We start from the raw sequence: 23,824 nt of genomic DNA, 5'->3' as shown, positions 1-23,824 counted from the left end.
CGAGATGAAAGACACCTCAGCGTCCCCCGTATTGCGCGACATCGTTCTGGTCGGCGGCGGGCACAGTCATGTGGTGGTGCTGCGCCGCTTTGCCATGGCACCGGTACCCGGCGTGCGCCTCACACTGATCTGCCGGGATACCCACACGCCCTATTCCGGCATGCTGCCCGGGTACATTGCCGGTCATTACAGCTACGATGACGTTCACATTGACCTGCGCCGGCTGGCGGAGTTCGCCGGTGCACGCTACCTGCATGACGAAGTGGTGGGCATCGACCGGGAGGCCCGGACAGTGCTTTGCCGCAACCGGCCGCCGGTGCCTTATGACTGGGCCTCCGTCAACATCGGCTCCACGCCCCATATGGGCGACGTGCAGGGGGCAACCGAGCATGCGGTACCGGTCAAGCCCATCTTCAATTTCAACCGCCGCTGGTTGATGCTGCTGGAGCGTATCCGCACCCATGAGGGACCGTTGCGGGTGGTGGTGGTCGGTGGCGGTGCCGGCGGGGTGGAAATGACCCTGGCCATGCAGTACCGGTTGCAGCACGAGATGCGCCGGCTGGGGCGTCCGGAATCGGACGTGCAGTTCACCCTGATCACCCGCAGTCCCGTGCTGCTGCCCACCCATAATGCACGGGTGCGCCGTTATTTTTCGGAGACGCTGGTACGCCGGGGTGTCACCGTGCGAACCGGCGAAGGCGTGCAGACCGTTGAGGCCGGCGCCGTGATCACCGAAAGACAGGAAGTGATTCCCTGCGACGAGGTACTCTGGGTGACCCAGGCCGGGGGAGCCGACTGGCTGAAGCAGACCGGTCTGGCACTGGATGAACGGGGTTTTATTCGGGTGACCGACACCCTGCAGTCGGAAACCGACCCGCGCATCTTTGCCGCAGGGGATGTGGCGTCCATGATTCATCATCCGCGCGAGAAAGCAGGGGTTTTTGCCGTGCGCATGGGCCGGCCGCTGGCGGATAACCTGCGCCGCAGTGCACTGGGGGTACCCCTGAAGCCCTACCGGCCTCAGAAACACTGGCTGGCCCTCATTTCCACCGGGGACCGCTATGCAGTGGCCTCGCGCGGCCCCATCGGCTTTGCCGGAGGCTGGGTCTGGCGCTGGAAGGACTGGATTGACCGGCGCTTCATGCAGCGCTTCAGCGACTTGCCGGCCATGGGCGAAGACACTCCGCCGCCTCCGCCCCTGCCCCTGGATGACGCCGAGAAAACGCAGGCCATCTCGGCAGTGGCCATGCGCTGCGGCGGCTGCGGTGCCAAGGTGGGCAGCACGGTATTGAGCCGGGCGCTGGAACAGGTTCACCCCATCGACCGCGATGATGTGCTGGTGGGCCTCAAGGCGCCGGACGACGCGGCGGTGGTACGTGTGCCGGAGGGCATGGCCGCAGTGCACTCCATCGACTTCTTCCGGGCCTTCATTGATGATCCCTGGGTGTTCGGCAAGATTGCTGCCAACCACAGTCTGGGCGACCTGTTCGCCATGGGGGCCACACCGCAAACCGCCACAGCCGTGGCCACGGTGCCGCCGGGACTGGAACGCAAGGTGGAAGACACCTTGCGGGACATGATGGGCGGTGCGGTGGAGGTGCTCAACGCGGCAGGCTGTGCGCTGGTGGGCGGGCACACGGGTGAGGGCCGGGAGCTGGCACTGGGCTTCGCGGTCAATGGCTACATTGACCCGGAGAAAATTCTGCCCAAGGGCGGGCTGAAGCCGGGGCAGCGCCTCATTCTCACCAAACCGCTGGGTACCGGGACGCTGTTTGCGGCACTCAAGACGCTGCGCATCAAGGGGCGCTGGATCGATGACGCCCTGGACAGCATGTGTGTGTCCAACCAGCAGGCCGCCAGCATCCTGCGCGACTACGGGGTGACTGCCTGTACCGACGTGACGGGCTTCGGCCTGCTGGGACATCTGGTGGAAATGACCCGTCCGTCAGGTGTGGATGCGGAAATCTGGCTGGATCGCCTGCCGGTGCTCGAGGGTGCGGAGGAGACCCTGGCGGCCGGGGTGCAGAGTTCGCTGGCACCGTCCAACGTGCGTCTGCGACGGGCCCTGAAGGATCAGGCCCGCTGGGTGAACCATCCGCGCTATGGTCTGCTGTTCGACCCGCAGACCGCCGGCGGTCTGCTGGCGTCCGTTCCTGCGCAGCAGGCGCGGGCGTGCCTTGAGGCCCTCCAGCAGGCCGGTTACCGTCAGGCGCGGATCATCGGGGCGGTCCGGCCTCAGGGGGATGCGCTGGAGCCGGTTCATCTCCGGGATTCAGCACCCGATTGATCACCCGGCAGAGGGCGGCTTCCTCTTCGGCGGGGGTGAAACGCTTGGCCAGATCCAGGCAGCGCAGCTTGAGCTGTTCAAGGAAGTCCGGCGAGGATTCGGCGCGGGTGAGCAACTGGCGCAGCGCGTCCGTGTCGCCGGGCGGGAACAGGGCCGGGTAGTCCTCGCCCAGCAGGCCGGTATTGCCGGGAATGCGTGACGCGATGACCGGCAGGCCCATGACGCAGGCCTCGGACACTACGTTGGCCCCGCCTTCCATCACCGAACTGATCACCATGACCTGTGCCGTGGACATCCACCACTGGGTGAGGTGTGCATCGCACTCGCCCAGCCAGCGGTAGCGGGGATTGCGGGCCATTTCAGCGCGGGCCGCCGCGGCCCAGTCTTCCGTGTGTGCCTTGCCCAGCTGCACCACTTCGATGCGGGAGTTCACGGGCAGGTTGCGTACGGCCAGCGCAGCCCGCAGCGGATCCTTTTCATCACGCAGGTGCCCCACCACCGCGACCCGCCACGGGGAGCTGATCGGCCGGTGCGGCCGGCGCAGGGCCGCCGACTGATACACCACATGGAGCCTGGGGTGATAGCGCTCCGGCACATCCCGGTGAATCAGGCCGTGCAGGCCGATGAGGGCGTCGGCGGCGTCCATGCTGGCGTGGACAATATCCGGGTCAATCTGCTGAAAATGATAGACATCGGTTCCGGTCAGGGCGAGAATAACGGGCCCGGAGGAGGACGCTTTCCAGCGCCGGATCTGATCCGCACTGCGCCAGGCGTGCAGGGCAATCAGCACGTCAGCCTGCAGGTCGGGGTCATCCGTCCTTACGCTGACCGGGTAGCCGGCATGCTGCAGCAGCCGTGCCCAGCGCTCGGCGGTGGCCCGGTTGCCGTTTCGGGAGCCGGGCGGTGCAGGGGTGATCAGGCAGATTCGGGTCATCGGTCAGGTATTCCTTCGGGTCAGAAATGATATTAGCCACAGTCAACCAAAAAAGGAACGTAGAATGAAGCGTCTATTGACCACGCTTGCCCTCACACTGCTGGCCACGGTGGCCTGGTCCAAAACCTTTGTATTCACTGCGATCCCCGATGAGGACGAAACCCGTCTGCGGGAGCGCTTTCAGGCAGTGGCCGACTATCTGGCCGGCCAGCTCGGCGTTGATGTGAAGTTCATTCCGGTCAAGTCCTACGCCGCTTCCGTGTCCGCCTTCCGCAACAATCAGGTTCAGATGGCCTGGTTCGGCGGCCTCTCCGGTGTGCAGGCGCGTCTGGCCGTACCGGGTTCAAAGGCCCTGGCGCAGGGTGTGGAAGATGCGGGATTTGTCACCTATTTCATTGCCCATGACAGCACCGGACTCAAGCCATCCGAGGCCTTTCCGGATGGCATTGCCGGCAAGACCTTCACCTTTGGTTCCAAGGGCTCCACGTCCGGACGCCTGATGCCGGAATACTACATCCGCCAGCACTTCGGCAAGGCACCGGAAGAGGTGTTCAGCCGGGTGGGCTTCAGCGGTAACCATTCCAAGACCCTGGCCCTGGTGGCTTCCGGGGCTTATCAGGTGGGCGCACTGAACTACAAGGTCTGGGAGAATGAGCAGGCCGCCGGCAAGATCGACATGTCCCACGTGCAGATCATCTGGAAAACGCCGCCCTATCCGGATTACCAGTGGTCCATCCGCGGGGACGTGGATGCACAGTTCGGCGAAGGCTTTACCGAGAAGGTGCGTCAGGCCCTGCTCAACATGAAGGACAAGGCCCTTCTGGATGCCTTCCCCCGTTCCGGATTCATTCCCGCATCCAACGAGGATTATGAGCCCATCCTCAAGGTGGCACAGGAAATCGGTCTGATCGACTGATGCCGGCCATCACGCTGCAGAATGCGGTGGTCCGTTACGGGGATCACCGCGCACTGGGCCCGGTCACGCTGACCCTGGAGCCGGACGAATGTGTCGTGCTGGTGGGGGAAAGCGGTGCCGGCAAGTCCACCTTGCTGGGCCTGCTCCGTGCGCAGGTCCGCAAGCAGGCGGCCTGGCTGCCGCAGGAGCTGGGGCTGGTGCCCACCCTTTCCGTGTTCCATAACGTGTACATGGGGCGACTGCACCGTTTCGGCACCCTGTCCAACGTGCTCAATCTTGTCCGGCCGCGGCCGGAGGCGGTGGCGGAAATCCGCCCCCTGCTGGCACGGCTGGGGCTGGAACCCATGATCTGGAAGCCGGCCGGTGAGCTGTCAGGCGGCCAGAAACAGCGCGTGGCCGTGGCCCGGGCCCTGTACCAGCAGGCGGACTGGATTCTGGCTGACGAGCCCGTGTCCGCACTCGACCGGGAATGGGCCAATCAGGTCATGCAGCAGCTGACCCAGGTGCACGCGGGGGCGGTGATCGCCCTGCACAACATTGATCTGGCCCTGCGGTATGGCCAGCGCATCATCGGCCTGAAGGACGGTCTGATCATTCTTGATGCGCCGGCACAATCCCTGAGCCGTGACGACCTCATGGCCCTGTATCCGGATCGCTCGGGTTCCGTGCCTGCCCATGCCGGCTGATCGCACTGTTTCCGCACCCACCCGTCACCGGTGGTCATCGGCCACACGGCTCTCCCTGCTGTTTGTGGCGGTTGCGCTGGCATGCCTGGCCTTCGCGGACCTTTCCATCTCCACGCTGCATCCCTGGCAGGAAATGGCCCGTTTTTTCATGGGCTTTGTCACGCCGGAGGTGGACAACTGGTCCGTGCTCGGGCAGGCGCTGGTGCGCACGCTGGCCTACGCCTTTGTGGGCGTCACCCTCGGCTGTACGCTCGGTTTCGGACTCGCGCTGCTGTTCCGCTACCGCATCGTGCGGGCCGGCTGCGCCTTTGTGCGGGCCATTCATGAACTCTTCTGGGCGCTCATCTTTCTGCAGTTTTTCGGCTTCCATCCGCTGACCGGCGTGCTGGCCATCTGTATTCCCTATGCCGGGGTCTTTGCCAAGGTGTATGCCGAGATTTTGGGGGAGGTGGATCCGACCCCCGAGGATACCCTGCCTGCCGGGGTGCCGGTGCTGGCCCGCATGCTGTACACCCGCGTGCCCCAGGCCTGGCCCCACCTCGTGGCCTATACGTCCTACCGACTGGAATGCGGCATGCGTTCCAGTGCCGTGCTGGGCTTCGTGGGCATGCCCACACTCGGCTTCTATCTGGAGTCTGCGTTCAGCCAGGGGTACTACGAGCAGGTGGGCGCACTGCTCATTCTGTTTTATCTGCTCATCGCCACCCTGCGGTTCTGGGTGCGGCCCTGGACCATCTGGCTGTGCGTGGCGGTTTCCCCCTTTTCCTGGGCTCCGGACTGCCCATTGTCTGGGGCAATGTGGTGCGGTTCTTCACCGGGGATATCGTTCCGGCACCGCTGCGGGGCGGATGGGGGCCGGATACCCTGAGCGGGCTCGGGGACTGGCTTCACGAGCTGATTGTGGCACAGGCCCTGCCGGGTATCTGGAACACGCTGGTGCTGACCCAGATTGCGCTGGTGGCCACGGGCATGGTCACCCTGCTGCTGTTTCCGCTCATCTCCCGACACTTCGGCGGACCGTTGCGCCGGGCGCTGGGGCATGTGGTACTGGTGGTCACCCGTTCCACGCCGGAGTACATCCTGGCCTACATGCTGCTGGTACTCTGGGGGCCCTCCATGTTGCCGGCCATCGTGGCCCTGGCCCTGCACAACGGCGGCGTGATCGGATATCTGGTCGGGCGGCAGAGCAATGCGCTGACCCTGCGTGACGATGCGCCCACCGGTGTCAACCGCTACTTCTATGAGTTGCTGCCGCGGCTGTATCCGTCCTTTCTGGCGTTCCTGTTCTATCGCTGGGAAATCATCCTGCGCGAGACCGCCATTCTCGGCATTCTCGGCATCCATACCCTGGGCTTCTTCGTGGACAGTGCCATTCAGGAAATCCGTTTCGACCGGGCACTGGTCTTGATCCTCGTCACGGCTTTCCTCAATATGGGGGTGGACAGTCTGTCGCGTCGCCTGCGCGGGCGTCTGCGGCTCACGCAGGCCAGTCACTGCCAGGCCTGAATTCACAAGGGAGCGGCCATGTATACCATCGATTCACTGATTGCCGAACTGGAACGCACCCACGCGCGCCTGTTGTCCCTGGTGCTGGATCTTGCGGACGCCCAGCGCGCCGTGCCCTGGCACCCCGGCATCAACCCGCCCGTCTGGGAACTGGGGCATGCGGCCTTCTTCTACGAAGTGTTCGTGTTGCGACGGCTGGACGGCATTGCGCCGCTCATGCCCGGGCATGATCCCATCTGGGATTCCTTCGATATTGATCATCGCGACCGCTGGACACCCGGGGTGGTGCCGGATCTTGACCGGACGCTGAAGTATGCGGACGAGGTGATCAGCCGGGTGAAGGCACGTATCCTCGACCGTCCGCTGACCGATGAGGCCCTGTACCTGTACCGCTACGCCATCTTCCACGAACAGATGCACATCGAGTCCCAGATCTGGCTGCGGCAGACGCTGGGCTATCCTGCGCCTTTTGGCGTCCGGCCCCGGATGCCGGAGACCGTCGTACAACCGGTGGAGGATGTGCAGGTGCCGGCCGGGACCTGGTATTTCGGCATGCCGGCGGACAGCGGAGACGATGCCCGGGACGGTTTCGCCTTCGATGCGGAAAAACCGGGGTTCAGCCGTGAACTGCCCGGGTTTGCCATCTCGCCGCGACTGGTGACACAGGGGGAATTTCTGGCCTTTGTGGAGGACGGCGGCTACACGCGCGAAGACCTCTGGAGCTTCGGGGGGCGCAAGTGGCTGAAGGCGCTGCGGGCACAGGATCCGGACCCCGTCCGGCCGGACGAGCCGGCACAGGGGCCCATCTACTGGCGCCAGGAGGGCGGACGCTGGTATCGCCGCTGGTTCGATCAGTGGCTGCCGCTGAATCCGGCGCAGCCCATGCTGCATGTCAGCTTCTGGGAGGCGGAGGCCTGGTGCAACTGGGCCGGTCGGCGCTTGCCCACGGAGTTCGAGTGGGAGGCTGCGGCACTGGCCAACCGGCCTGAGGCAACGCACCGGCGCTACCCATGGGGCCACACCCCGGCGCCGGGCCGGGCGGATCTTGGCAGCATGACCCTCGGCACGGCCTCCGTGGACGATTTTGGCGAGGGAGACTCACCCCTTGGCCTGCGTCAGGCACTGGGTACGGTCTGGGAGTGGACCGCCAGCCAGTTCCTGCCCTATGACGGCTTCCGCACGGACATGTATCCCTTCATGTCCACCCTTCAGTTCGGCTATCACAAGACCACCAAGGGGGGCAGCTGTGCCACCGAAGCCCCGCTGATCCGCGGGACCTACCGTCAGGCCTATCTGCCCCAGCGTCGGGATGTCTTCACCGGCTTCCGCACCTGTGCGAAGGAGGATACATGAGCAACCCATACGAAACGCCGGAACTGGTGGCCCAGTATCTGGAATTTCACTACGGACCGGCGTACCTGGAGGTGCCCAATTTTCCGGCCACCGTGGCCCGGCTGGCGCTGAAGGCAGCCGCCGGTCGCGGGCGGGCGTTGGATCTGGGCTGTGCCGTGGGGCGTCTCACGTTCGAGCTGGCGCGGGAATTCGGTTTTGTGGCCGGGGTGGACTATTCCCGCGCCTTCGTGGAAACCGCGGCCCAGCTTCAGCATGGCGCGGCCCTGAGCTGGGACATCCCCACGGAGGGCATGCTGACCGAATCCCGCCACACCAGCCTGGATCAGCTCGGGCTGTCGGAGACGGCCAGCCGCGTGCGCTTCCTGCAGGGAGATGCCCACCGCCTGCCGGAAGATCTGGGGGACTTCGACCTCATCGTCTGTGCCAACCTGATCGACCGGCTGCACCACCCGGCTGCCGCCCTGGCCGGTCTGATTCCCCGGCTGCGCCCCGGCGGTGTACTGGCCATCACCTCGCCCTATACCTGGCTGGACGATTTCACGCCCCGGCATCACTGGCTGGGTGGTTATCGCATTCAGGCGAAGCCGATCACCACCCGGGAAGGACTGGCAGAGGTGCTGGATAGCCTGGAACCGGTCGGAACACCGCGTGAAGTGCCGTTCGTGATCCGTGAAACCGCCCGCAAGTTCCAGCACACCCTGGCAGACATGACGATCTGGCGAAAGCCGGACGCGGCGGGCTGATATGGCACAGAGCATACAGGGCGCGCCGGAAAGCATCCGGTACATCCGCAAGCCCGTCAAGCGTCTGACCATCCGTGTCCGGCGCGGCGGGGAAGTGGTCGTGACCATTCCGTCGGCCATGCCACAGGCGCAGGTTGAGGCCTTCGTGGCCGAACAGCGGGACTGGATTGCGCGCAAGCAGCAGGAGCTGGCACAGTTGCCGGCGGACGAGACGGACATGCCGCTCTCTGCACCGGAGCGCCGGGCCCTTTTGGCGCGGGTGGAAGCACTGGTCGCCCGTCACGCGCCCCGCCTGCAGGTTCAGGTGGCCGACGTTCGCCTGAAAACCATGCGCACCCGCTGGGGAAGCTGCAACATCCGGGCACGACGCATCTGGATCAATACCCGTCTGGCCCGGTATCCGGAAATCTGTCTGGAGGCGGTTGTCGTGCATGAGCTGGTGCACCTCATTGAAAGAGGGCACACGCCCCGCTTTTATGCCCTGATGGATCGCTTTTATCCGGCCTGGCGTGAGGCAGACCGCTTGCTCAACGGTCGCGTGCCGCGCCGGGCCGGCTGAGCGCCGCGACCTTTTCACGGTTTTGTTTGTCATCAGGATTGCCTATACTCCGCGCAAAGACAGGAGGGCAGACCATGGCCACCACATCCGAACTTGACGCCGCCTACCTCTGGCACCCCTACAGTTCCATTCATCCGGCGCTGCCACCCTATCCGGTGGTCTCGGCGGAAGGGGTGCGCTTCTACCTGGAGAGCGGTGAAGCGCTGATTGACGGCATGTCGTCCTGGTGGTGTGCCATTCACGGTTACAACCACCCGGCACTGAATGACGCCTTGCATGCCCAGATTGACCGCATGGCGCACATCATGTTCGGGGGGCTGACGCACCGGCCGGCGGCCAAGCTCGCCGAACTGCTGGTGCAGGAAACGCCGGATGGTCTCAACCGGGTGTTTTTCTCCGATTCAGGCTCCGTGAGCGTGGAAGTGGCCCTGAAAATGGCCATCCAGTACTGGCAGGTGAAGGGCCGCCCGGGCAAGACCAAGATGCTGGCGGTACGCGGCGGCTACCATGGGGATACCTTCCATGCCATGTCCGTCTGTGATCCGGTCACGGGCATGCATCACCTGTTCAGCGGCGTGCTGCCCAAGCAGTATTTTCTGGATCGTCCCCGGGCCCGCTTTGGCGAGCCGGCCGACCCGCTGGATCTGGAGGCGGCGGAAGCCCTGCTCAAGGCGCATGCGGACCAGATCGCCGCCTTCATTGTGGAGCCGGTGGTGCAGGGTGCCGGTGGCATGTATTTTTACTCGGCGGCCTGGCTGGAACAGATCGTGGCACTTTGCCGCCGTCACGACGTGCTGGTGATCTTCGATGAGATCGCCACCGGATTCGGCCGTACCGGACGTCTGTTCGCGGCGGACTGGGTGGGGGTGACGCCCGATATTATGTGTGTGGGCAAGGCGCTGACCGGCGGCTACATGACACTGGCCGCCACACTGACGACCGATGCGGTGGCGGAGACCCTGTCCAGCGGCGAGCCGGGCGTCTTCATGCATGGACCGACCTTCATGGCCAACCCGCTGGCCTGTTCCGTGGCCATTGCCAGCCTGAACCTGTTGCTGGCCTCACCCTGGAAGGAACAGGTACTGGCCATCGAAGCCTTTTTCCGGGAATCTCTGGAGGAGGCCCGCAACTGGGAAGGCGTCGCCGACGTCCGGGCGCTGGGCGCCATCGGCGTCATTGAGCTGACAGCCCCCGTGGATCTGGCCCGCCTCACGCCCCTGTTCGTGGAACGGGGCGTCTGGGTACGCCCCTTCGGCAAGCTGGTGTACCTGATGCCGCCCTACATCATTGACCGGGGTGACCTGGCCGCACTGGTGGATGCCACCAAGGATGCGGTGCGGGTGTGGCTGGCGATGCAGCACGCAGCAGGACAAGCGAGCCAAAGCCATACAGAGCCGAATGATGCGCCTGAGTAATGAAGGCAAGGGATTTATAAAAATTTGACATTTTTGTTTCTAAAATTTACATGGTGACAAAAAACCCGACATGACTTTACAGCTTTAAATTGTGACGTGAGTCCCGTTTTGTCAGCATGAAAGACACTTGGTACAACAATAAGAATATGAGGTGTCGTCATGAAAAAGCTTATCCGCTCACTTGCTCTCACCGCAGGTATTGCCGCGTCTGCTACTGCGTCTGCTCAGCTTGCCGGCCACAATGTTGTGCTGGTGCATGGTTTTCAGCCCCACAATCTTTTTTCCCCACCCACTCCTGAGCAGGTGATTCAGAATGGCGAAGCCTATTGGGCGGATTTCTGGAATCAGCATGCTGAAGCCCGGATTGACTGGAGTTCAGCAGATACCCTGGAGGGTGGAATTGCCATCAGTGTTGCCAACCAACTGGCTGAGATTTCCCGCTCCGGGCTGTGCCAGAATGGTTGTGTATTGGTGACCCATTCAACCGGTGATCTGGTTACGCGCTACATGCTCGAGAATCAGGACTACTGGATGAGTGCTCAGGGGTTGCAGCCCGTCAACTTTATTGTGTCCATTGACTTTGCAGGTGCCGGTGGCGGGACTGAGCTTGCTGACCTTGCGGTGGGTCTGGCAAACAGCGACAACTGGCTGACGCAGGCTATGAAGGACGCTGTGGAGTATTGGCTGGGCTTTACCTATACCACGGAGAACCTGGGTGTATTGAATAACCTTCAGGTTGCTGCCGCACGCAATACGGCCACACTGCCTTCCCCTGTACCCCGCTTGCGGTTTGTCGGTACGGGTGACCAGTATTATGGTGTGACCTCTCCGTTCATTGCCGGCAAGGATGACAGTGTTGTGCCGCTTGCTTCCGCCTGCGGGGCGGGGAGTGCTGATGCGATTGACAGTTGCAGCAACCAGTTGGCGGCAGATGGCGCCATAGTGAGCCAGAACGGACCGGCCAGCCTGTTGTATAACCATTATCCGGTTCTGATGGGCTACAAGACGCATCATGGCGGCACGATCGGTGCTCAGGTTGATGGCTGGATGGCCTTTGTTGCGAATAACTTTGTGGCGGGCATTCCGGTCAACATGAACACGACAGTCGACTCCCGTTGGTATTGGATGTATGACTATCAATATGTGGTCGGGTCCGATACACGGTCCATGTCGGAGACAGTGTATACCGAGCTGAACTGATCCCTCATGAAACGGTTTATCCCTCTGTTATTGGCAGTCATTGTGGCTGCCGTTTTTGTCGCGTATTATCGTCAGCAGCCCGGAGAGGTGTGGGCAGGTCCGGCGAAGATGCCGCTTTCAGGGCTGCCCCCGGATGCTAAACAGTCGCAGTCCGTGAATGCTATAGCCGGGACCAGCCGGCCGCCAGGTACTGTCAGGCAGGCTAAACCTCCGACAGAAGTTGTCATGCGACATCAGATGCAGGCGATTGCAACGGCTTGGCTGGCATCCACACAGTTTCCACCCTATTCAGTCCCTCTGGACACTCATAACACAGCTTATGTGGCACCGAGAAAGGGGCAGGCTCTGACCTTGCCGCTTGCAGACGGGAGCACAGTCAACTGGCGGGTGGATAAGTACATTTTTGTCGCTCCGGAAGCGGTGACAGGCCATATTGAAGTTTCGGGTGGCCGGGTGGATGGCTTGCCGGAAGTTCAGCTATCGGCAGGAAGCGCACGTTTTTCGGCAAGCGTGGAGGGTGCTGGTCAGGGTCGGTTCCGGTTCGTGTGGCAGCCATCGCCTGACGGGATAAAGGCTGTTGCCGGTGAAATAGTTGTTCATGTCCATATGACTTTGCAGGGCAAACCATTCGACTTTGAAAGTCGCATACAGTATCAGGATCCGGTGGCTTTTGTACGGGCAGTGGGTGAGCCAAAAGTGGAGGCGGTTAACTGGGTAATCCCTGCCTATGTGGAGGCACGACGGCCAGGACGTTATGTCTTGCGGGCCAATCTGTTGACGGAGCAGGGCGTGCCGGTAGCTCATCTGTTTTCGCAGCAGGACCTTCAGGGCGGGCGGGCAGAGATGTTGCTTCGTGCGCATATCAGTGTGCTGAAGCTGGCCGGGGAAACACCTGCCTACATCCTTGAGGGCTGGCAAATCTATCGTAAGCCTCTGCCCGGTGAGAAAACACTGTGGGGTAGCAGTGAGATGGGAAGAGTACGTGTTCGTGCATTTCCGTTGACAGATTACATTGATGAGGGTTGGAGGGATCCGAAAGCAGCGGAGAGGCAGGCCTTTTTTGAGCGAATGGCCGGTGGTCTGTCACAGGATCCTTAATATCAGCAGGGAACCCTTGCGGGTCTGGCGTGTCCAACAGGCTCATTCGGCATTCAGCCTGAGGACAGGACATGATCAAAGGTGTTCATATTTTCTATGAAGGGATGCGCCGGCTGCATCCGTTCTGGCAGGTGTGGGTTCTGCTGCTGGTTGTGGTGAACGGTGTGCTGCCGTTCTGGTTTCTGGACTACCTGACGGCAAAAGTGACGCTGACAGCCTTTGTCACGGGCAGTCTGGTTGGCGTTTACCTCTGTGCTCATGTGGGCTTCAACAAGCTGCTGGGCCTGATGCACGCGCCCTGGGTACCCATGCTGGCCGTGAACCTCCTTCACTATCCGGGCTGGATGGGGGATCCGTATACCCTCTGGCTCACAACCTCCATTGTCGTGACTGTCCTGTCCCTGGTGCTGGACATCATGGATCTGGTGGTCTGGGCACGGACATCGGCCCGGTGACTCTGAAGGCAGTCAGCACGCGGCACAGGCCGGTGCTGACCGGCATTTTCAGCCCCGGGACATGGTCTCGGAGAAGCGGTAGCACTCGGCACGGTGACGGATCAGGTCCTGCACCAGTGCCAGCACCACGGCAATGGCCTTTTCCACACCGGAGTTGTGCTGAGCGAGCTGCTGACGCACTTCCTCGTCCGCATCATGATATACGAGTGCCGGGCGGCGTACCGGATGGTCACCGTGGAACAGGGCTTCCCGCAGCCTGTGCAGCTCGTTGAAGCAGTCTGCCGCTTCGGTGGGCTGACCCAGTACCAGCGACACGCGGTCACGCAGGTGTGTCATGTCCTGCTCGCGTTTGGTGTTCATGAGCATTTCCAGCTGATTGGCCACCAGCATCGCCGTTCGGGCACCATAACGGTATCGCTGCTGGGCGATCTTGAGCATGTCCACCAGCACCTTGTTGATATCCTTGATGACCGTGTTCTTCTCGCTGGCACCAATCTGTTCCAGCCAGGTCCACACCTGACTGAAGGGCAGACTGTCAATTTTGGGCCAGCCATTTTCGCGGGCGGACTGCATGCCGTCATAGAAGGCCTTGGAATCGAAATCCTGGGCCTCGAAACGGTGAGCCTGCTTGCCGACGAAGCGGGTGGCCAGAAACTGACAGGCGCCCGGTTGGGAAAGATTCACACCCAGCAACAGGGTCTGGATGAACACTGCCGCGGCATGATAGCGGCTGTAGGGCGCCTCGCTGCCTTCCACCACTTCCACGGTGATGTTCAGGTGACCGGTCAGCGGTACCGTCTCATCCTGGGCATGACGCAGGCGCCAGGCGTCAAAGCTGCCGGCGGTATTCAGGGCGCGCTCCATGAGGCCGATCAGCGGTGCGGCATCCAGACTGATGCGAAAGACTTCCGGCGCGCCGCTGATGGGGTTTTCGACCTTGAACGGGCGGCCGTCGAACCAGCCATCCACCTCTTTCCACAGATCCACGGCGCGACGGGTTTCATCGGGCGTGCCGTGGGGAATGGCGTTGCCGATTTCGAGCTGAATGGTCTCGGTGATTTGCATGCGGTGTCTCCGTTTTCAACCTGCCGCCAATAGTAGGGAATCCGGGGGCTGAATGCCAGTCCCCGGCATGTCTGAACCCTGTGTGCCAAGGTATTCTGTCACACGGGAGGGGGTGCCGGGACGAATGTCGGACAAATATACAGGTGGCGGCGCGTTCACTATTGATGTGTTAAAGAAGTTTACAGTTTTGGTGAGGGCGCCTGTTGCGGTTATGATGTAATGCCATGAATTGATGTCGTTATCCGGAAATGGATCAGTTTTTGCCTGTAGCAGACAGCTTGTCCGTGGCGGATGCAGGCAAGCTCTGAAACTCAAGGGAATCAAGAGGACGCAAAGCATGAAAACGACGTGGAAGTGCCTGACCCTGGCAGCCATGATGGCAGCGGGCACGGCCCAGGCCAATCTGATTGTGAACGGTGACTTCGAGGCACCGGAACTGACGGGAACCAGCTGGCAGGTGTACAGCAGCATTCCTGGCTGGGACAAGACGGCCGGAGCGGGCATCGAAATTCAGCGCAATACGGTGGTGGCGGCCCAGTCCGGGAACCAGTATGTGGAGCTGGACTCGCACTACGGCACTCACACCAACAGCACCATGTCCCAGGTGGTGAACACCACGGCGGGAGATCTGTATACGCTGTCGTTCTGGTATCGCCCGCGCACTGATAACGGCCATAATGACAATGGCATCAACGTGTTGTGGGATGTGTTCGGCGGCGATCTGGGCACCTTCGTGGCCAGCAATGAGGTGCTGAATCTGGAAGATTACAGGCGTTCGACCCACAACGGCTGGATGAACTTCACGCTCGATCTGCTGGCCTCGGCCAACCAGATGGTGCTGTCCTTCCAGGCGGACGGCAAGGACAACACCCTGGGCGGTTTCATTGACAACGTGTCCCTGGTGGCGAAGGTGCCCGAGCCGGGTTCTCTGGCGTTGCTCGGTCTGGGACTGGCGACACTGGGGCTGCGCCGCAAGGCTTCGTAAGCGTCCGCAAGCCTGCAGCCAGGCGCCGCGCTGTCCGAAGGGCAGGCGGCGCTTTTTGTTTGTCAGTCAGGCTGGCTGACCGACGCAAAGGTGTCGATCTCGCGGTGCTGGCGGGCGACCCTTTCAAGCAGGGCTTCCCGGGTCAGCAGGCCTTCCTTCGCGCCCTTTTCGCCCAGCACCGATTCCGAGTTGGTCATGGCCAGATCCAGTGCATCTCGCACGGGGTGCCCCATGTGCAGGGCGGCGGTAAAGGTGGAGGCAAAGGCATCGCCGGCACCGGTGGTTTCCACGATGCGAAGATCCGGCATGGGTTTTCCGTGATAGAGCGTGGTGCGGTCATAGACCCAGGCACCCCGGCTGCCGTCGGTGATCACGAACAGTTGCGGCGGGAGCTTGGCCAGTCGGGTCACAAGCTGCTCAATGGGCGGCAGTTCGATGTAGTTGAGGCCCAGCAGTTTGCAGGCTTCTTCCCGGTTCAGGACGAGCAGGGTGGTGTGGTCGATCACGTCCTTCAGCGCCTCGTAACCCAGCCTGGCCTGATAGTTGCTCGGATTGAAGGCCAGCCTGAACCGGTGGGGGCGGCGCAACAGTTCGCAGACCGTGTCGAAACTGGTGTTGAGCATGCTGGAGAGGTACACCCAGTCCGCTTCGAAATCGGGCACATCCTGTGGGGTCAGATCATCGTTGGCACCCTTGTAGGCGAGGATGGATCGGTCGTCCTTGATGCTGTTGAGGATGACGGAAAGACCGGTCTGCCCGCCCCGGGCGCCGATGAAATCCACCCCTTCTGCCTTCAGGCGGTCGAGCACAAAGGCGGCGCTGGCATCATCGCCCAGCTTGCCGAGGAAGGCGGTGTTGAGCCCCAGGCGAGAAAAGGCCACGGCGGTGTTGGTGCCGCCACCGCCGGTCGTGGTCTTCAGCTCGCGGATGAGCAGCTTGCTGCCCAGCGGAAAGGCGATCAGTTCCTCGTGGCTGGAGCGGGTATCGATGCGGATCAGTTCGGAATCCGTGTCCGCAAAATGATCCACAGTGGCGCTGCCGATGGTGACAATCTCGTATTTCATGATATTTACGCCTTTGTAAGCCTTCCTGAGGTGATAATGGCAAAAATACAGCCTTTATAAAAGTAATATTACATACATTTTGGGTGCGCGCGGCATCTGTTTGTCTTTTTCTTGATCTGCCTCAGATTTCTGTTTCTACGTAGTTCTACGCAGGCTTTCCCGTAGTCGTCCGGATAGTCCCGGATCGCCGTCTTTCGACATCATGGTGGCAGCAGCGCATCGGTTCAACCGTGAGCCTGCACTTTCAACCACAACAACGATAAAAAGGTGTGATCATGAAACGTCGTTCTCTCCTCGGGCTCATGCCCCTTGGTCTCGTGGCCGCTCTCGGCCTTTCCGCGTGCAATTCCGGTACGCCGGATGCCACTGCCGCCAGGACCACTGCCGCGCCAAAGGCGGAACCGGCAAAGGTCTGGACACTGAAGGTGGCCGAAACCTGGCCGACCAACTTCCCCATTTTCGGTGATGCGCCGCGCAACATGGCCGCCATGGCCGAAAAAATGTCCAATGGTCGGCTGAAGTTTGTCATTGATTCTTCCAACAAGCACAAGTCGCCCTTCGGCGTGTTCGACATGGTCAAGTCCGGTCAGTACGACATCGGCCATTCCGCGTCCTATTACTGGAAGGGCAAGGTGCCTAACACCCTGTACTTCACCACCATGCCGTTCGGCATGATTGCTTCCGAGCAGTATGCCTGGTTCTACTACGGCGGTGGTATGGAGCTGATGCAGAAGGTCTATGAGCCGCTGGGCCTGCTGTCTTTCCCGGGCGGTAACACGGGCAACCAGATGGGCGGCTGGTTCCGCAAGGAAATCAAGTCGCTGGATGATCTGCAGGGCCTGAAGATGCGGATCCCCGGCTTTGCCGGCGAGGTGATGGCCAAACTGGGCGTGAGCCCCACCAACATCCCGGCCGGAGAGCTCTACACGGCGCTGGAGCGCGGTACCATTGATGCGCTGGAGTGGGTCGGCCCGAGTCTGGACCTGCGCATGGGCTTTCACAAGATCGCGCCGTTCTACTACACCGGCTGGCATGAACCGGCCACGGAACTGCAGTTCCTCGTGAACAAGAAGACCTGGGACAGCCTGCCGGAAGATCTGCGTGAAATCCTGCGTGTGGCCATGCGTACGGCCGCCTACGACATGTATGCCCAGTCCCAGTACGAGAGCGCGAAGAACTGGAGCACCATCCAGGTGGAGTTCCCGGACGTGAAGGTCCGCACCTTCCCGAAGGAAGTGCTGCAGGCCCTGTATGATGCCAACCAGGAGCTGCTCAAGGCCAAGGCGGCAGAAGACCCGCTGGCTGCGGAAATCCTGGATTCTCAGAAGAAGTTCCTCTGGAAGATCCGGCGCTGGACCGAAATCTCGGATCAGGCCTATCTCAACTCCATGCCTCGCGGCTGATTCAACGGAGGCCCCGGCCCTGTGCCGGGGTAAGTACCTGTCATGCGTATTCTGCTTGTACTCGACAAGGGGTTTGAGCGCGCCACCGATCTGTGCGGTGTGCTGGCCACCTCGGCCTTCGTGCTCATGCTGCTGAACGTGTTTTATGACGTGGTCATGCGCTACGCCTTCAATGAAGTCTCCATCGGCATGCAGGAGCTGGAATGGCACCTGTTCTCTGCCGTGTTCCTGCTCGGCATACCCTATGCCCTGAGAGTGGATGGTCATGTGCGGGTGGACGTGTTCTACGACCGCTGGACGGACCGCACCAAGGCCTGGGTGAATATTCTCGGCGCACTGGGCTTTCTACTGCCCTTTGCGGCACTGATCTACTGGTACGGCACCGGCTTTGTCCATGAGGCCTGGGTGCTGCAGGAGGGCTCGGGCGACCCGGGCGGTCTGCCTTATCGTTATCTGGTCAAGGCACTGATTCCCGCTTCCGCAGCGTTCACGGCACTGGCGGGACTGGGCATGATCACCCAGGCCCTGCGCGTCCTGCTGCTGGGCGAGCGTTACGCCCACGTGAACCATCAGGAGGGCCTGGCATGACCGGTATCATCATGTTCGCCGTGGCCCTGGTCCTGCTGCTGAGCGGGTTTCCGGTGGCCTTCGTGTTCGGCGGGGTGGCACTCGTCTTCGGGGTGTTCAGTCAGGGTTGGGATCTCTTTGCCTTCATGCCCTTCCGCATCTACAGCATCATGCAGAACACCATTCTCATGGCCATCCCGCTGTTCATCTTCATGGGGCTGGTGCTGCAGAAGACCAAAATGGCCGAGCAGTTGCTGGAATCCATGGGCCGCCTGTTTGGCGGTGTGCGGGGCGGTCTGGCCATCTCGACCATCCTGGTGGGGGCCCTGCTGGCGGCATCGACGGGTGTGGTGGGGGCCAGTGTGGTGGCCATGGGGCTCATCTCCCTGCCGGTCATGCTCAAGTTCGGCTACAGCAAGGAGCTGGCCACCGGAACCATCTGTGCGGCCGGCACGCTCGGACAGATCATTCCGCCTTCCATCATCCTCATCATTCTGGGCGACGTCCTGGGCCTGCCCGTGGGCGATCTGTTCAAGGCCGCGGTCTGGCCGGGGCTGATTCTGGTCGGCCTGTACATCGCCTACATTCTGGTGGTGAGTTTCCTGCGTCCTGACAGCGCACCCGCCATACCGGACAACGGGGAAGACAAGCGGGTGATGATTGTCAGTGCACTGAAGGCCATTCTGCCCCCGCTGGCGCTGATTCTGGTGGTACTGGGTTCCATCTTTACCGGTATTGCCACGCCGACCGAATCCTCGGCGCTGGGCGGTGTGGGAGCGCTGATCCTGGCGGTGGCCTACCGTCAGTTCAGCTGGAAGATGGTGCAGGACAGCGCCCGGGAGACGGTCAAGATCACCGCCATGGTCTTTGCCATCCTGCTGGGGGCCACGGCGTTTTCCATGGCCTTCACCTATACCGGCGGCGACACGCTGGTGGAGCACTGGATGCTTCAGCTTCCCGGAGAGAAGTGGGGCTTTCTGATCCTGTCCATGCTGATGATCCTGATTCTCGGATTTTTCATCGATTTCGTGGAAATTGCCTTCATTATCGTGCCCATTCTGGCGCCGATCGCGCAGAAGCTGGGTATCGACATGCTCTGGTTCGCCATTCTGATTGCCATGAACCTGCAGACCAGCTTCCTGACTCCCCCGTTCGGCTTCAGCCTCTTCTATCTCAAGGGCGTGGCGCCGCCACAGGTGCGTACGCTGGACATTTACCGGGGCGTTATCCCGTTCATCGTGTTGCAGATCCTGGTGCTGATGGCCATATTGGTGGTACCGGGCCTGTTCGGCCTGACTGATGGCAGCTGAATGAGGTGAGACATGACCCTGCGAACGAAAGTCATCCTGCTGGCCGTGGCGCCCCTGATGCTGGTGACCCTGGCGTTCGCAGTGGCCATGATCAATCTGGGCGACCGCCTTGCCGAGCGTGAGCTCAAGACCTTCGAGACCAATCTGCTGCGCTCGCGGGAGGCCGCACTGCGGGATTACGTGAGCATGATGGGCATCACGGCCGCGTTCCTGCGCGATCAGTCACGCACGGATCAGGAGGCGCAGGCGCTGGTGCGGGCACTGCTGCAGCGCATGAAATACTCGGATGACGGGTATTTTTTCGCCTACACCCCGGACGGCGTGAATCTGGTGCATGCGGTCCAGCCGGAACTGGTGGGCCAGAACCTGTATGACTTCCAGGACACCAACGGCGACTTCCTCATCCAGAATCTGCTTGCCAAGGCCCGTGACGGGGGCGGCGTGCACCGCTACCTGTGGCGGCGTCCGTCCACCGGTGCGGAGGTGGACAAGATCAGCTATGTGGAAGCGCTGCCGGACTGGGAGTGGATGTTCGGCACCGGACTCTATGTGGACGACATCCAGGCAGAGATGGTGCATATCCGCGAGGATGTGAATGCCAACGTCAAGTCGGCCCTGCTGCGCTTCTCCAGTATCGGCCTGGGTGCGGTCATGGTGGTGCTGCTGGCAGCCATTGGCGTCAATGTGCACGAGCACCGGCTGGCGGATGCCAGCCTCAAGCGTCTGGCCCAGAAAACGGTACAGCTTCAGGAAGAGGAGCGGCGGCGGGTGTCACGCGAGCTGCATGACGGCATCAATCAATGGCTGGTGGCGGTGAAGTACCGGCTGGAATCGGCGCTCCATCTGCTGGGTGACACGGACAGCCCGGTACGCCGACAGATCCGGGAGGCAGAGGTGACCCTGCAGCAGTCCATTCAGGAAGCCCGGCGCATTTCCCACGCCCTGCGGCCGCGCATGCTGGACGAGCTGGGGCTGGAGGCGGCCGTGGCCCATCAGCTTGACGAGTTCCGCAAGCGGACCGGGGTGGAAGTGGTGCAGAACCTCCGCATTGACGAACGCCGGGTGCCCGAGAGCCTGGCCACCACGCTGTTTCGCATCATTCAGGAAGCGCTGACCAATATCGAAAAGCATGCCGGCGCGGCAAACGTGATCCTGCGCCTGGAACAGGATGCGGAGGGTCTGTATCTGCAGATCCGGGATGATGGTTGCGGATTCAAGACCCGGCAGCTCAGTCGCGCCGAAGGGATCGGGGTGAAAAACATGCGGGAAAGGGTGGAATTCTTTGGCGGTGATTTTTATATTCGTTCAGATACGGACAAGGGCACCGCAATCCATGTGTACTTCAGCGAAGAACAGTTACAGAAGCGGGTGGGCTGAATGATCCGGTTGCTGCTGGCGGACGATCACCGGGTGGTGCTCGACGGCCTGTGCACGCGGCTGGAGCAGGAGCCGGATCTTGAAGTGGTGGGCCGGGCCCATGACGGGGAGCAGGCCGTCGAGATGGCCGTGGACATGCTCCCGGATGTGGTGCTGATGGATGTGAGCATGCCGCGCCTCAATGGCCTGGAGGCGGCTGCGGTCATGCAGGTGCGCTGTCCCGGCGTGCGGGTCCTGATTCTCAGCATGCACGACAACCGTGAGTATGTCCGCGAGGCGCTGGAGCGCGGGGTGGCGGGCTACGTGCTCAAGGATGTGTCCATGGAGGAAATGGTGCGCGCCATTCATGCGGTCCATGACGGCGGGACCTACATCAGCAGCGGCGCGTCCCAGGCCCTGCTGGTGGACACCCTCCGGGGCGAGAAGAGCGGCAGCCTGACGCCGCGGGAGGAAGAGGTGCTGAGACGGGTAGCACGCGGCCGCACCAGCAAGGAAATCGCAAGGGAGCTGAACATCAGCGTGCGCACGGTGGAAACCCATCGTCAGAACATCAAGGGCAAGCTGGGATTGTCCTGCACCGCCGACCTGACCCGGTACGCCATGGAAAAGGGCTGGATCTGAAAGGGGACGAGGGGCCGGCGGCCACCTCGTCAGGGCAGAGCAATCAGGCGGCCTCGGCCCGGGGCACCTGACGGATCAGGTAATCGAAGGCGCTCAGGGCTGCCGTGGCACCGCTGCCCATGGCAATCACGATCTGCTTGTAGGGTGCCGTGGTGGCATCCCCCGCGGCGAAAATGCCCGGCACACCGGTTTCGCCCCGTTCGTTCACTTCAATCTCACCGAACCGGTTGAGGGCAATAGGCGTATCGCGCAGCCAGTCCGTGTTGGGCGCCAGCCCGATCTGGACGAAGACACCGTCCACCGGGAGCCGCGTCTCCTTGCCCGTGGTCCGGTCGCGATAGACGAGGCCGTTCACCCTGCCGCCTTCGCCGGTGATCTCGCGGGTTTCCACTCCGGTCAGGATGTCCACGTTCGCCAGGCTGCGGGCCTTGTCCTGCAGTACCGCATCCGCCTTCAGGCTGTCGGCGTATTCCAGCACCGTCACGTGGGCGGTGATGCCGGCCAGATCAATGGCTGCCTCGATGCCGGAGTTGCCGCCGCCGATCACGGCCACCCGCTTGCCCTTGAACAGGGGGCCGTCGCAGTGCGGGCAGTAGGCCACGCCCTTGCCCCGGTAAGTCTGCTCCCCGGGTACGCCCAGTTCGCGCCAGCGGGCACCGGGGGCGAGGATCACCGTCCGGCCGGACAGGGTTTCACCGTTGCTCAGCCGGATCCGGTGCGGGGAGCCGGTATCCAGCGCGGTCACCCGGTGGCCGGTAATGAGCTCCACACCATAGCGGCTCACATGCTCGCGCAGATCCGCACCCAGTTTCGGGCCTTCGGTATAGGGCACCGAAATCAGGTTCTCGATGGCCAGCGTATCCATGACCTGTCCCCCGAAACGCTCGGCCACCAGACCGGTACGGATGCCCTTGCGGGCGGCATAGATGGCTGCGGCCACGCCGGCGGGGCCACCGCCGACCACCAGCACGTCGTAGGGAGCCCGCTCCAGCGGCGCTGCCTCCCGGGCCGGCGCCCGGGACTCCAGTGCGGCCAGCAGTTCTTCGAGACTCTTGCGACCGTGGCTGAAGGGTTCGCCGCCCAGGAACACGGCCGGCACAGCCAGAATCTGGCGGGCTTCCACTTCCTCTTCGAACCAGGCGCCGTCGAGCATGGTGTGCTCGATACCGGGATTCAGCGCGGCCATCAGATTCAGGGCCTGAACCACTTCCGGACAGTTATGGCAGCTCAGGGACACCCAGGTTTCCAGTTGCCAGTTGCCGGACAGGGTCTCGATGCGCCGGCGGGTGGCTTCGTCCACCCTGGGCGGGTGGCCGCCGCTGTGCAGAATCGCCAGTACCAGCGAGGTGAACTCGTGGCCCATGGGGGCACCGGCAAAGTGAATGCGGGGCGCTTCACCTTCCGGGCCGACGCTCAGACGCGGGCGCTCGTCAGGTGCGTTGCGGGTGTCCACCCGGATGAGCGGGTGGGTGTCTGCCAGAGACTCTGCCAGCCCGGCAAGCTGTGTGCCCCTGGGATGGGATCCCGTGTTGACGTGCAGCACCACCGGGCGTTTGAGGGTGGCAAAGGTCTGGCGAAGTTGTTCGATGATGGCCTGGTCAAGCATGGCGGTCTCCTTCTGAAACGGCAGTATCCGGTTGGGGAAACCCTCCCGGGCAGGTGCCGGGGAGGGCGTGTGGTCAGATCTTGCCGACCAGATCCAGAGAGGGCGCCAGGGTGGCGTCACCTTCCTTCCATTTGGCCGGGCAGACTTCGCCAGGGTGCGAGGCTACATACTGGGCAGCCTTGATCTTGCGCACCAATTCTTCCGCGTTGCGGCCCACACCGCCGGAGGTGATTTCCACAATCTGGATGCGACCTTCCGGATCTATCACGAAGGTGGCACGCTCGGCCAGGCCTTCTTCCTCGATCATCACATCGAAGTTGCGGGTGATGACGCCGGCCGGATCACCGATCATCGGGAAGCGGATCTTGCCGATGGTTTCGGAGGTGTCGTGCCAGGCCTTGTGGGTGAAGTGGGTGTCCGTGGAGACGGAGTACACCTCGACCCCCATGCCCTGCAGCGTGTCGTACTGATCCGCCAGGTCCTCCAGTTCGGTGGGGCAGACAAAGGTGAAGTCTGCCGGGTAGAAGAACAGGACGGACCACTTGCCTTTCAGGTCGGCGTCGGAGACGTCGATGAACTGACCGTTATGGAATGCCTTGGCCTTGAAGGGTTTGATGGGTTGGTTGATGTACTTTGACATGGTGTTTCTCCTATTGAGTTGCACTGTTCGATTT

At 62.2% G+C, this 23,824-nt stretch carries 23 protein-coding genes; 18 read left to right on the top strand and 5 right to left on the bottom strand.

From position 1 onward, the window contains the following. Nucleotides 1-4 precede the first annotated feature (4 nt). Complete coding sequence (gene selD, locus AAIA72_RS11325; protein WP_369600425.1) at nt 5-2,287, top strand: selenide, water dikinase SelD; 2,283 nt, start codon at nt 5-7, stop codon at nt 2,285-2,287. On the opposite strand, the gene senB is transcribed toward selD, so the two are convergent. Then, nucleotides 2,217-3,221: a selenoneine biosynthesis selenosugar synthase SenB gene (gene senB / locus AAIA72_RS11320; protein ID WP_369600424.1), complete on the bottom strand. Its 1,005-nt coding sequence runs from the start codon at nt 3,219-3,221 to the stop codon at nt 2,217-2,219. The two genes, selD and senB, sit on opposite strands and share 71 nt — an antisense overlap. Before the next feature lie 64 nt (nt 3,222-3,285). Here senB and AAIA72_RS11315 point away from each other — a divergent pair, with 64 nt between their 5' ends. From AAIA72_RS11315 to AAIA72_RS11265, 11 genes are all read left to right on the top strand, one after another. Next, nucleotides 3,286-4,137: a putative selenate ABC transporter substrate-binding protein gene (locus AAIA72_RS11315; RefSeq protein WP_369600423.1), complete on the top strand. Its 852-nt coding sequence runs from the start codon at nt 3,286-3,288 to the stop codon at nt 4,135-4,137. Beyond that, the gene (locus AAIA72_RS11310) at nt 4,137-4,823 is read left to right on the top strand and encodes a phosphonate ABC transporter ATP-binding protein (protein WP_369600422.1); all 687 of its coding nucleotides are present in this window, start codon (nt 4,137-4,139) and stop codon (nt 4,821-4,823) included. The genes AAIA72_RS11315 and AAIA72_RS11310 overlap by 1 nt, the downstream gene beginning before the upstream one ends. Beyond that, entirely contained in the window at nt 4,813-5,691 is an 879-nt protein-coding gene (locus AAIA72_RS11305; RefSeq protein ID WP_369600421.1) for a PhnE/PtxC family ABC transporter permease, read from the top strand. The genes AAIA72_RS11310 and AAIA72_RS11305 overlap by 11 nt, the downstream gene beginning before the upstream one ends. After that, complete coding sequence (locus tag AAIA72_RS11300) at nt 5,625-6,329, top strand: PhnE/PtxC family ABC transporter permease (RefSeq protein WP_369600420.1); 705 nt, start codon at nt 5,625-5,627, stop codon at nt 6,327-6,329. The genes AAIA72_RS11305 and AAIA72_RS11300 overlap by 67 nt, the downstream gene beginning before the upstream one ends. 18 nt (nt 6,330-6,347) lie before the next feature. Further along, nucleotides 6,348-7,682 (top strand): SUMF1/EgtB/PvdO family nonheme iron enzyme, encoded by a 1,335-nt coding sequence (locus AAIA72_RS11295; RefSeq protein ID WP_369600419.1) that lies wholly within the window; start codon nt 6,348-6,350, stop codon nt 7,680-7,682. Next, complete coding sequence (locus tag AAIA72_RS11290; RefSeq protein ID WP_369600418.1) at nt 7,679-8,425, top strand: putative 4-mercaptohistidine N1-methyltransferase; 747 nt, start codon at nt 7,679-7,681, stop codon at nt 8,423-8,425. The genes AAIA72_RS11295 and AAIA72_RS11290 overlap by 4 nt, the downstream gene beginning before the upstream one ends. A 1-nt stretch (nt 8,426) precedes the next feature. Beyond that, nucleotides 8,427-8,984 carry a M48 family metallopeptidase gene (locus AAIA72_RS11285; protein WP_369600417.1) on the top strand — a complete coding sequence of 186 codons (558 nt, stop codon included), beginning with the start codon at nt 8,427-8,429 and terminating at the stop codon, nt 8,982-8,984. A 74-nt stretch (nt 8,985-9,058) separates the two neighbouring features. Continuing rightward, the gene (bioA, locus tag AAIA72_RS11280) at nt 9,059-10,399 is read left to right on the top strand and encodes an adenosylmethionine--8-amino-7-oxononanoate transaminase (RefSeq protein WP_369600416.1); all 1,341 of its coding nucleotides are present in this window, start codon (nt 9,059-9,061) and stop codon (nt 10,397-10,399) included. A 159-nt stretch (nt 10,400-10,558) separates the two neighbouring features. Beyond that, entirely contained in the window at nt 10,559-11,599 is a 1,041-nt protein-coding gene (locus AAIA72_RS11275; RefSeq protein ID WP_369600415.1) for a hypothetical protein, read from the top strand. Nucleotides 11,600-11,605: 6 nt separating this feature from the next. After that, entirely contained in the window at nt 11,606-12,697 is a 1,092-nt protein-coding gene (locus AAIA72_RS11270) for a hypothetical protein (protein ID WP_369600414.1), read from the top strand. A 71-nt stretch (nt 12,698-12,768) separates the two neighbouring features. Beyond that, a complete protein-coding gene (locus AAIA72_RS11265) occupies nt 12,769-13,152 on the top strand; it encodes a hypothetical protein (RefSeq protein ID WP_369600413.1) in 384 nt (127 codons plus the stop codon). 48 nt (nt 13,153-13,200) lie between these two features. Here AAIA72_RS11265 and AAIA72_RS11260 read toward each other — a convergent pair whose 3' ends face one another. Further along, nucleotides 13,201-14,217 carry a hypothetical protein gene (locus tag AAIA72_RS11260; protein WP_369600412.1) on the bottom strand — a complete coding sequence of 339 codons (1,017 nt, stop codon included), beginning with the start codon at nt 14,215-14,217 and terminating at the stop codon, nt 13,201-13,203. Between the two features lie 337 nt (nt 14,218-14,554). Here AAIA72_RS11260 and AAIA72_RS11255 point away from each other — a divergent pair, with 337 nt between their 5' ends. Beyond that, nucleotides 14,555-15,202, top strand: coding sequence for a DUF642 domain-containing protein (locus tag AAIA72_RS11255; RefSeq protein ID WP_369600411.1), 648 nt, complete (start codon nt 14,555-14,557; stop codon nt 15,200-15,202). Nucleotides 15,203-15,264: 62 nt separating this feature from the next. On the opposite strand, the gene AAIA72_RS11250 is transcribed toward AAIA72_RS11255, so the two are convergent. Continuing rightward, complete coding sequence (locus AAIA72_RS11250) at nt 15,265-16,266, bottom strand: carbohydrate kinase family protein (protein WP_369600410.1); 1,002 nt, start codon at nt 16,264-16,266, stop codon at nt 15,265-15,267. A 275-nt stretch (nt 16,267-16,541) separates the two neighbouring features. Here AAIA72_RS11250 and AAIA72_RS11245 point away from each other — a divergent pair, with 275 nt between their 5' ends. From AAIA72_RS11245 to AAIA72_RS11225, 5 genes are read left to right on the top strand one after another with little or no spacing between them, the layout of a single operon-like run. Beyond that, the gene (locus AAIA72_RS11245; RefSeq protein WP_369600409.1) at nt 16,542-17,669 is read left to right on the top strand and encodes a TRAP transporter substrate-binding protein; all 1,128 of its coding nucleotides are present in this window, start codon (nt 16,542-16,544) and stop codon (nt 17,667-17,669) included. A gap of 42 nt (nt 17,670-17,711) precedes the next feature. After that, entirely contained in the window at nt 17,712-18,257 is a 546-nt protein-coding gene (locus AAIA72_RS11240) for a TRAP transporter small permease subunit (RefSeq protein WP_369600408.1), read from the top strand. Further along, nucleotides 18,254-19,546, top strand: a complete 1,293-nt coding sequence (locus AAIA72_RS11235) for a TRAP transporter large permease subunit (protein ID WP_369600407.1) — start codon at nt 18,254-18,256, stop codon at nt 19,544-19,546. The genes AAIA72_RS11240 and AAIA72_RS11235 overlap by 4 nt, the downstream gene beginning before the upstream one ends. 12 nt (nt 19,547-19,558) lie before the next feature. Next, nucleotides 19,559-20,923, top strand: a complete 1,365-nt coding sequence (locus AAIA72_RS11230; RefSeq protein ID WP_369600406.1) for a cache domain-containing protein — start codon at nt 19,559-19,561, stop codon at nt 20,921-20,923. Further along, complete coding sequence (locus AAIA72_RS11225; RefSeq protein ID WP_369600405.1) at nt 20,924-21,544, top strand: response regulator; 621 nt, start codon at nt 20,924-20,926, stop codon at nt 21,542-21,544. Between the two features lie 43 nt (nt 21,545-21,587). Here AAIA72_RS11225 and ahpF read toward each other — a convergent pair whose 3' ends face one another. Together ahpF and ahpC are read right to left on the bottom strand one after the other, a co-directional pair. Continuing rightward, nucleotides 21,588-23,150 carry an alkyl hydroperoxide reductase subunit F gene (gene ahpF, locus AAIA72_RS11220; protein WP_369600404.1) on the bottom strand — a complete coding sequence of 521 codons (1,563 nt, stop codon included), beginning with the start codon at nt 23,148-23,150 and terminating at the stop codon, nt 21,588-21,590. Between the two features lie 73 nt (nt 23,151-23,223). Further along, nucleotides 23,224-23,790: an alkyl hydroperoxide reductase subunit C gene (gene ahpC / locus AAIA72_RS11215; RefSeq protein WP_369600403.1), complete on the bottom strand. Its 567-nt coding sequence runs from the start codon at nt 23,788-23,790 to the stop codon at nt 23,224-23,226. Between the last annotated feature and the right edge of the window lie 34 nt (nt 23,791-23,824).

It is taken from the genome of Thermohahella caldifontis, assembly GCF_041153465.1.
GTDB classification, from domain to species: Bacteria; Pseudomonadota; Gammaproteobacteria; order Pseudomonadales; family Oleiphilaceae; genus Thermohahella; species Thermohahella caldifontis.
This window is presented reverse-complemented; position numbering and strand designations above follow the sequence as displayed.

Bases quoted from the DNA above. Each gene is read 5' to 3' on its own strand.
- AAIA72_RS11240 (WP_369600408.1), top strand. From the start codon at position 17,712: ATGCGTATTCTGCTTGTACTCGACAAGGGGTTTGAGCGCGCCACCGAT.
- AAIA72_RS11290 (WP_369600418.1), top strand. From the start codon at position 7,679: ATGAGCAACCCATACGAAACGCCGGAACTGGTGGCCCAGTATCTGGAA.
- AAIA72_RS11285 (WP_369600417.1), top strand. From the start codon at position 8,427: ATGGCACAGAGCATACAGGGCGCGCCGGAAAGCATCCGGTACATCCGC.
- senB (WP_369600424.1), bottom strand. From the start codon at position 3,221: ATGACCCGAATCTGCCTGATCACCCCTGCACCGCCCGGCTCCCGAAAC.
- AAIA72_RS11260 (WP_369600412.1), bottom strand. From the start codon at position 14,217: ATGCAAATCACCGAGACCATTCAGCTCGAAATCGGCAACGCCATTCCC.
- ahpC (WP_369600403.1), bottom strand. From the start codon at position 23,790: ATGTCAAAGTACATCAACCAACCCATCAAACCCTTCAAGGCCAAGGCA.
- bioA (WP_369600416.1), top strand. From the start codon at position 9,059: ATGGCCACCACATCCGAACTTGACGCCGCCTACCTCTGGCACCCCTAC.
- AAIA72_RS11305 (WP_369600421.1), top strand. From the start codon at position 4,813: ATGCCGGCTGATCGCACTGTTTCCGCACCCACCCGTCACCGGTGGTCA.
- AAIA72_RS11225 (WP_369600405.1), top strand. From the start codon at position 20,924: ATGATCCGGTTGCTGCTGGCGGACGATCACCGGGTGGTGCTCGACGGC.
- AAIA72_RS11235 (WP_369600407.1), top strand. From the start codon at position 18,254: ATGACCGGTATCATCATGTTCGCCGTGGCCCTGGTCCTGCTGCTGAGC.
- AAIA72_RS11275 (WP_369600415.1), top strand. From the start codon at position 10,559: ATGAAAAAGCTTATCCGCTCACTTGCTCTCACCGCAGGTATTGCCGCG.
- AAIA72_RS11245 (WP_369600409.1), top strand. From the start codon at position 16,542: ATGAAACGTCGTTCTCTCCTCGGGCTCATGCCCCTTGGTCTCGTGGCC.
- ahpF (WP_369600404.1), bottom strand. From the start codon at position 23,150: ATGCTTGACCAGGCCATCATCGAACAACTTCGCCAGACCTTTGCCACC.
- selD (WP_369600425.1), top strand. From the start codon at position 5: ATGAAAGACACCTCAGCGTCCCCCGTATTGCGCGACATCGTTCTGGTC.
- AAIA72_RS11230 (WP_369600406.1), top strand. From the start codon at position 19,559: ATGACCCTGCGAACGAAAGTCATCCTGCTGGCCGTGGCGCCCCTGATG.
- AAIA72_RS11295 (WP_369600419.1), top strand. From the start codon at position 6,348: ATGTATACCATCGATTCACTGATTGCCGAACTGGAACGCACCCACGCG.
- AAIA72_RS11265 (WP_369600413.1), top strand. From the start codon at position 12,769: ATGATCAAAGGTGTTCATATTTTCTATGAAGGGATGCGCCGGCTGCAT.
- AAIA72_RS11250 (WP_369600410.1), bottom strand. From the start codon at position 16,266: ATGAAATACGAGATTGTCACCATCGGCAGCGCCACTGTGGATCATTTT.
- AAIA72_RS11310 (WP_369600422.1), top strand. From the start codon at position 4,137: ATGCCGGCCATCACGCTGCAGAATGCGGTGGTCCGTTACGGGGATCAC.
- AAIA72_RS11315 (WP_369600423.1), top strand. From the start codon at position 3,286: ATGAAGCGTCTATTGACCACGCTTGCCCTCACACTGCTGGCCACGGTG.
- AAIA72_RS11270 (WP_369600414.1), top strand. From the start codon at position 11,606: ATGAAACGGTTTATCCCTCTGTTATTGGCAGTCATTGTGGCTGCCGTT.
- AAIA72_RS11255 (WP_369600411.1), top strand. From the start codon at position 14,555: ATGAAAACGACGTGGAAGTGCCTGACCCTGGCAGCCATGATGGCAGCG.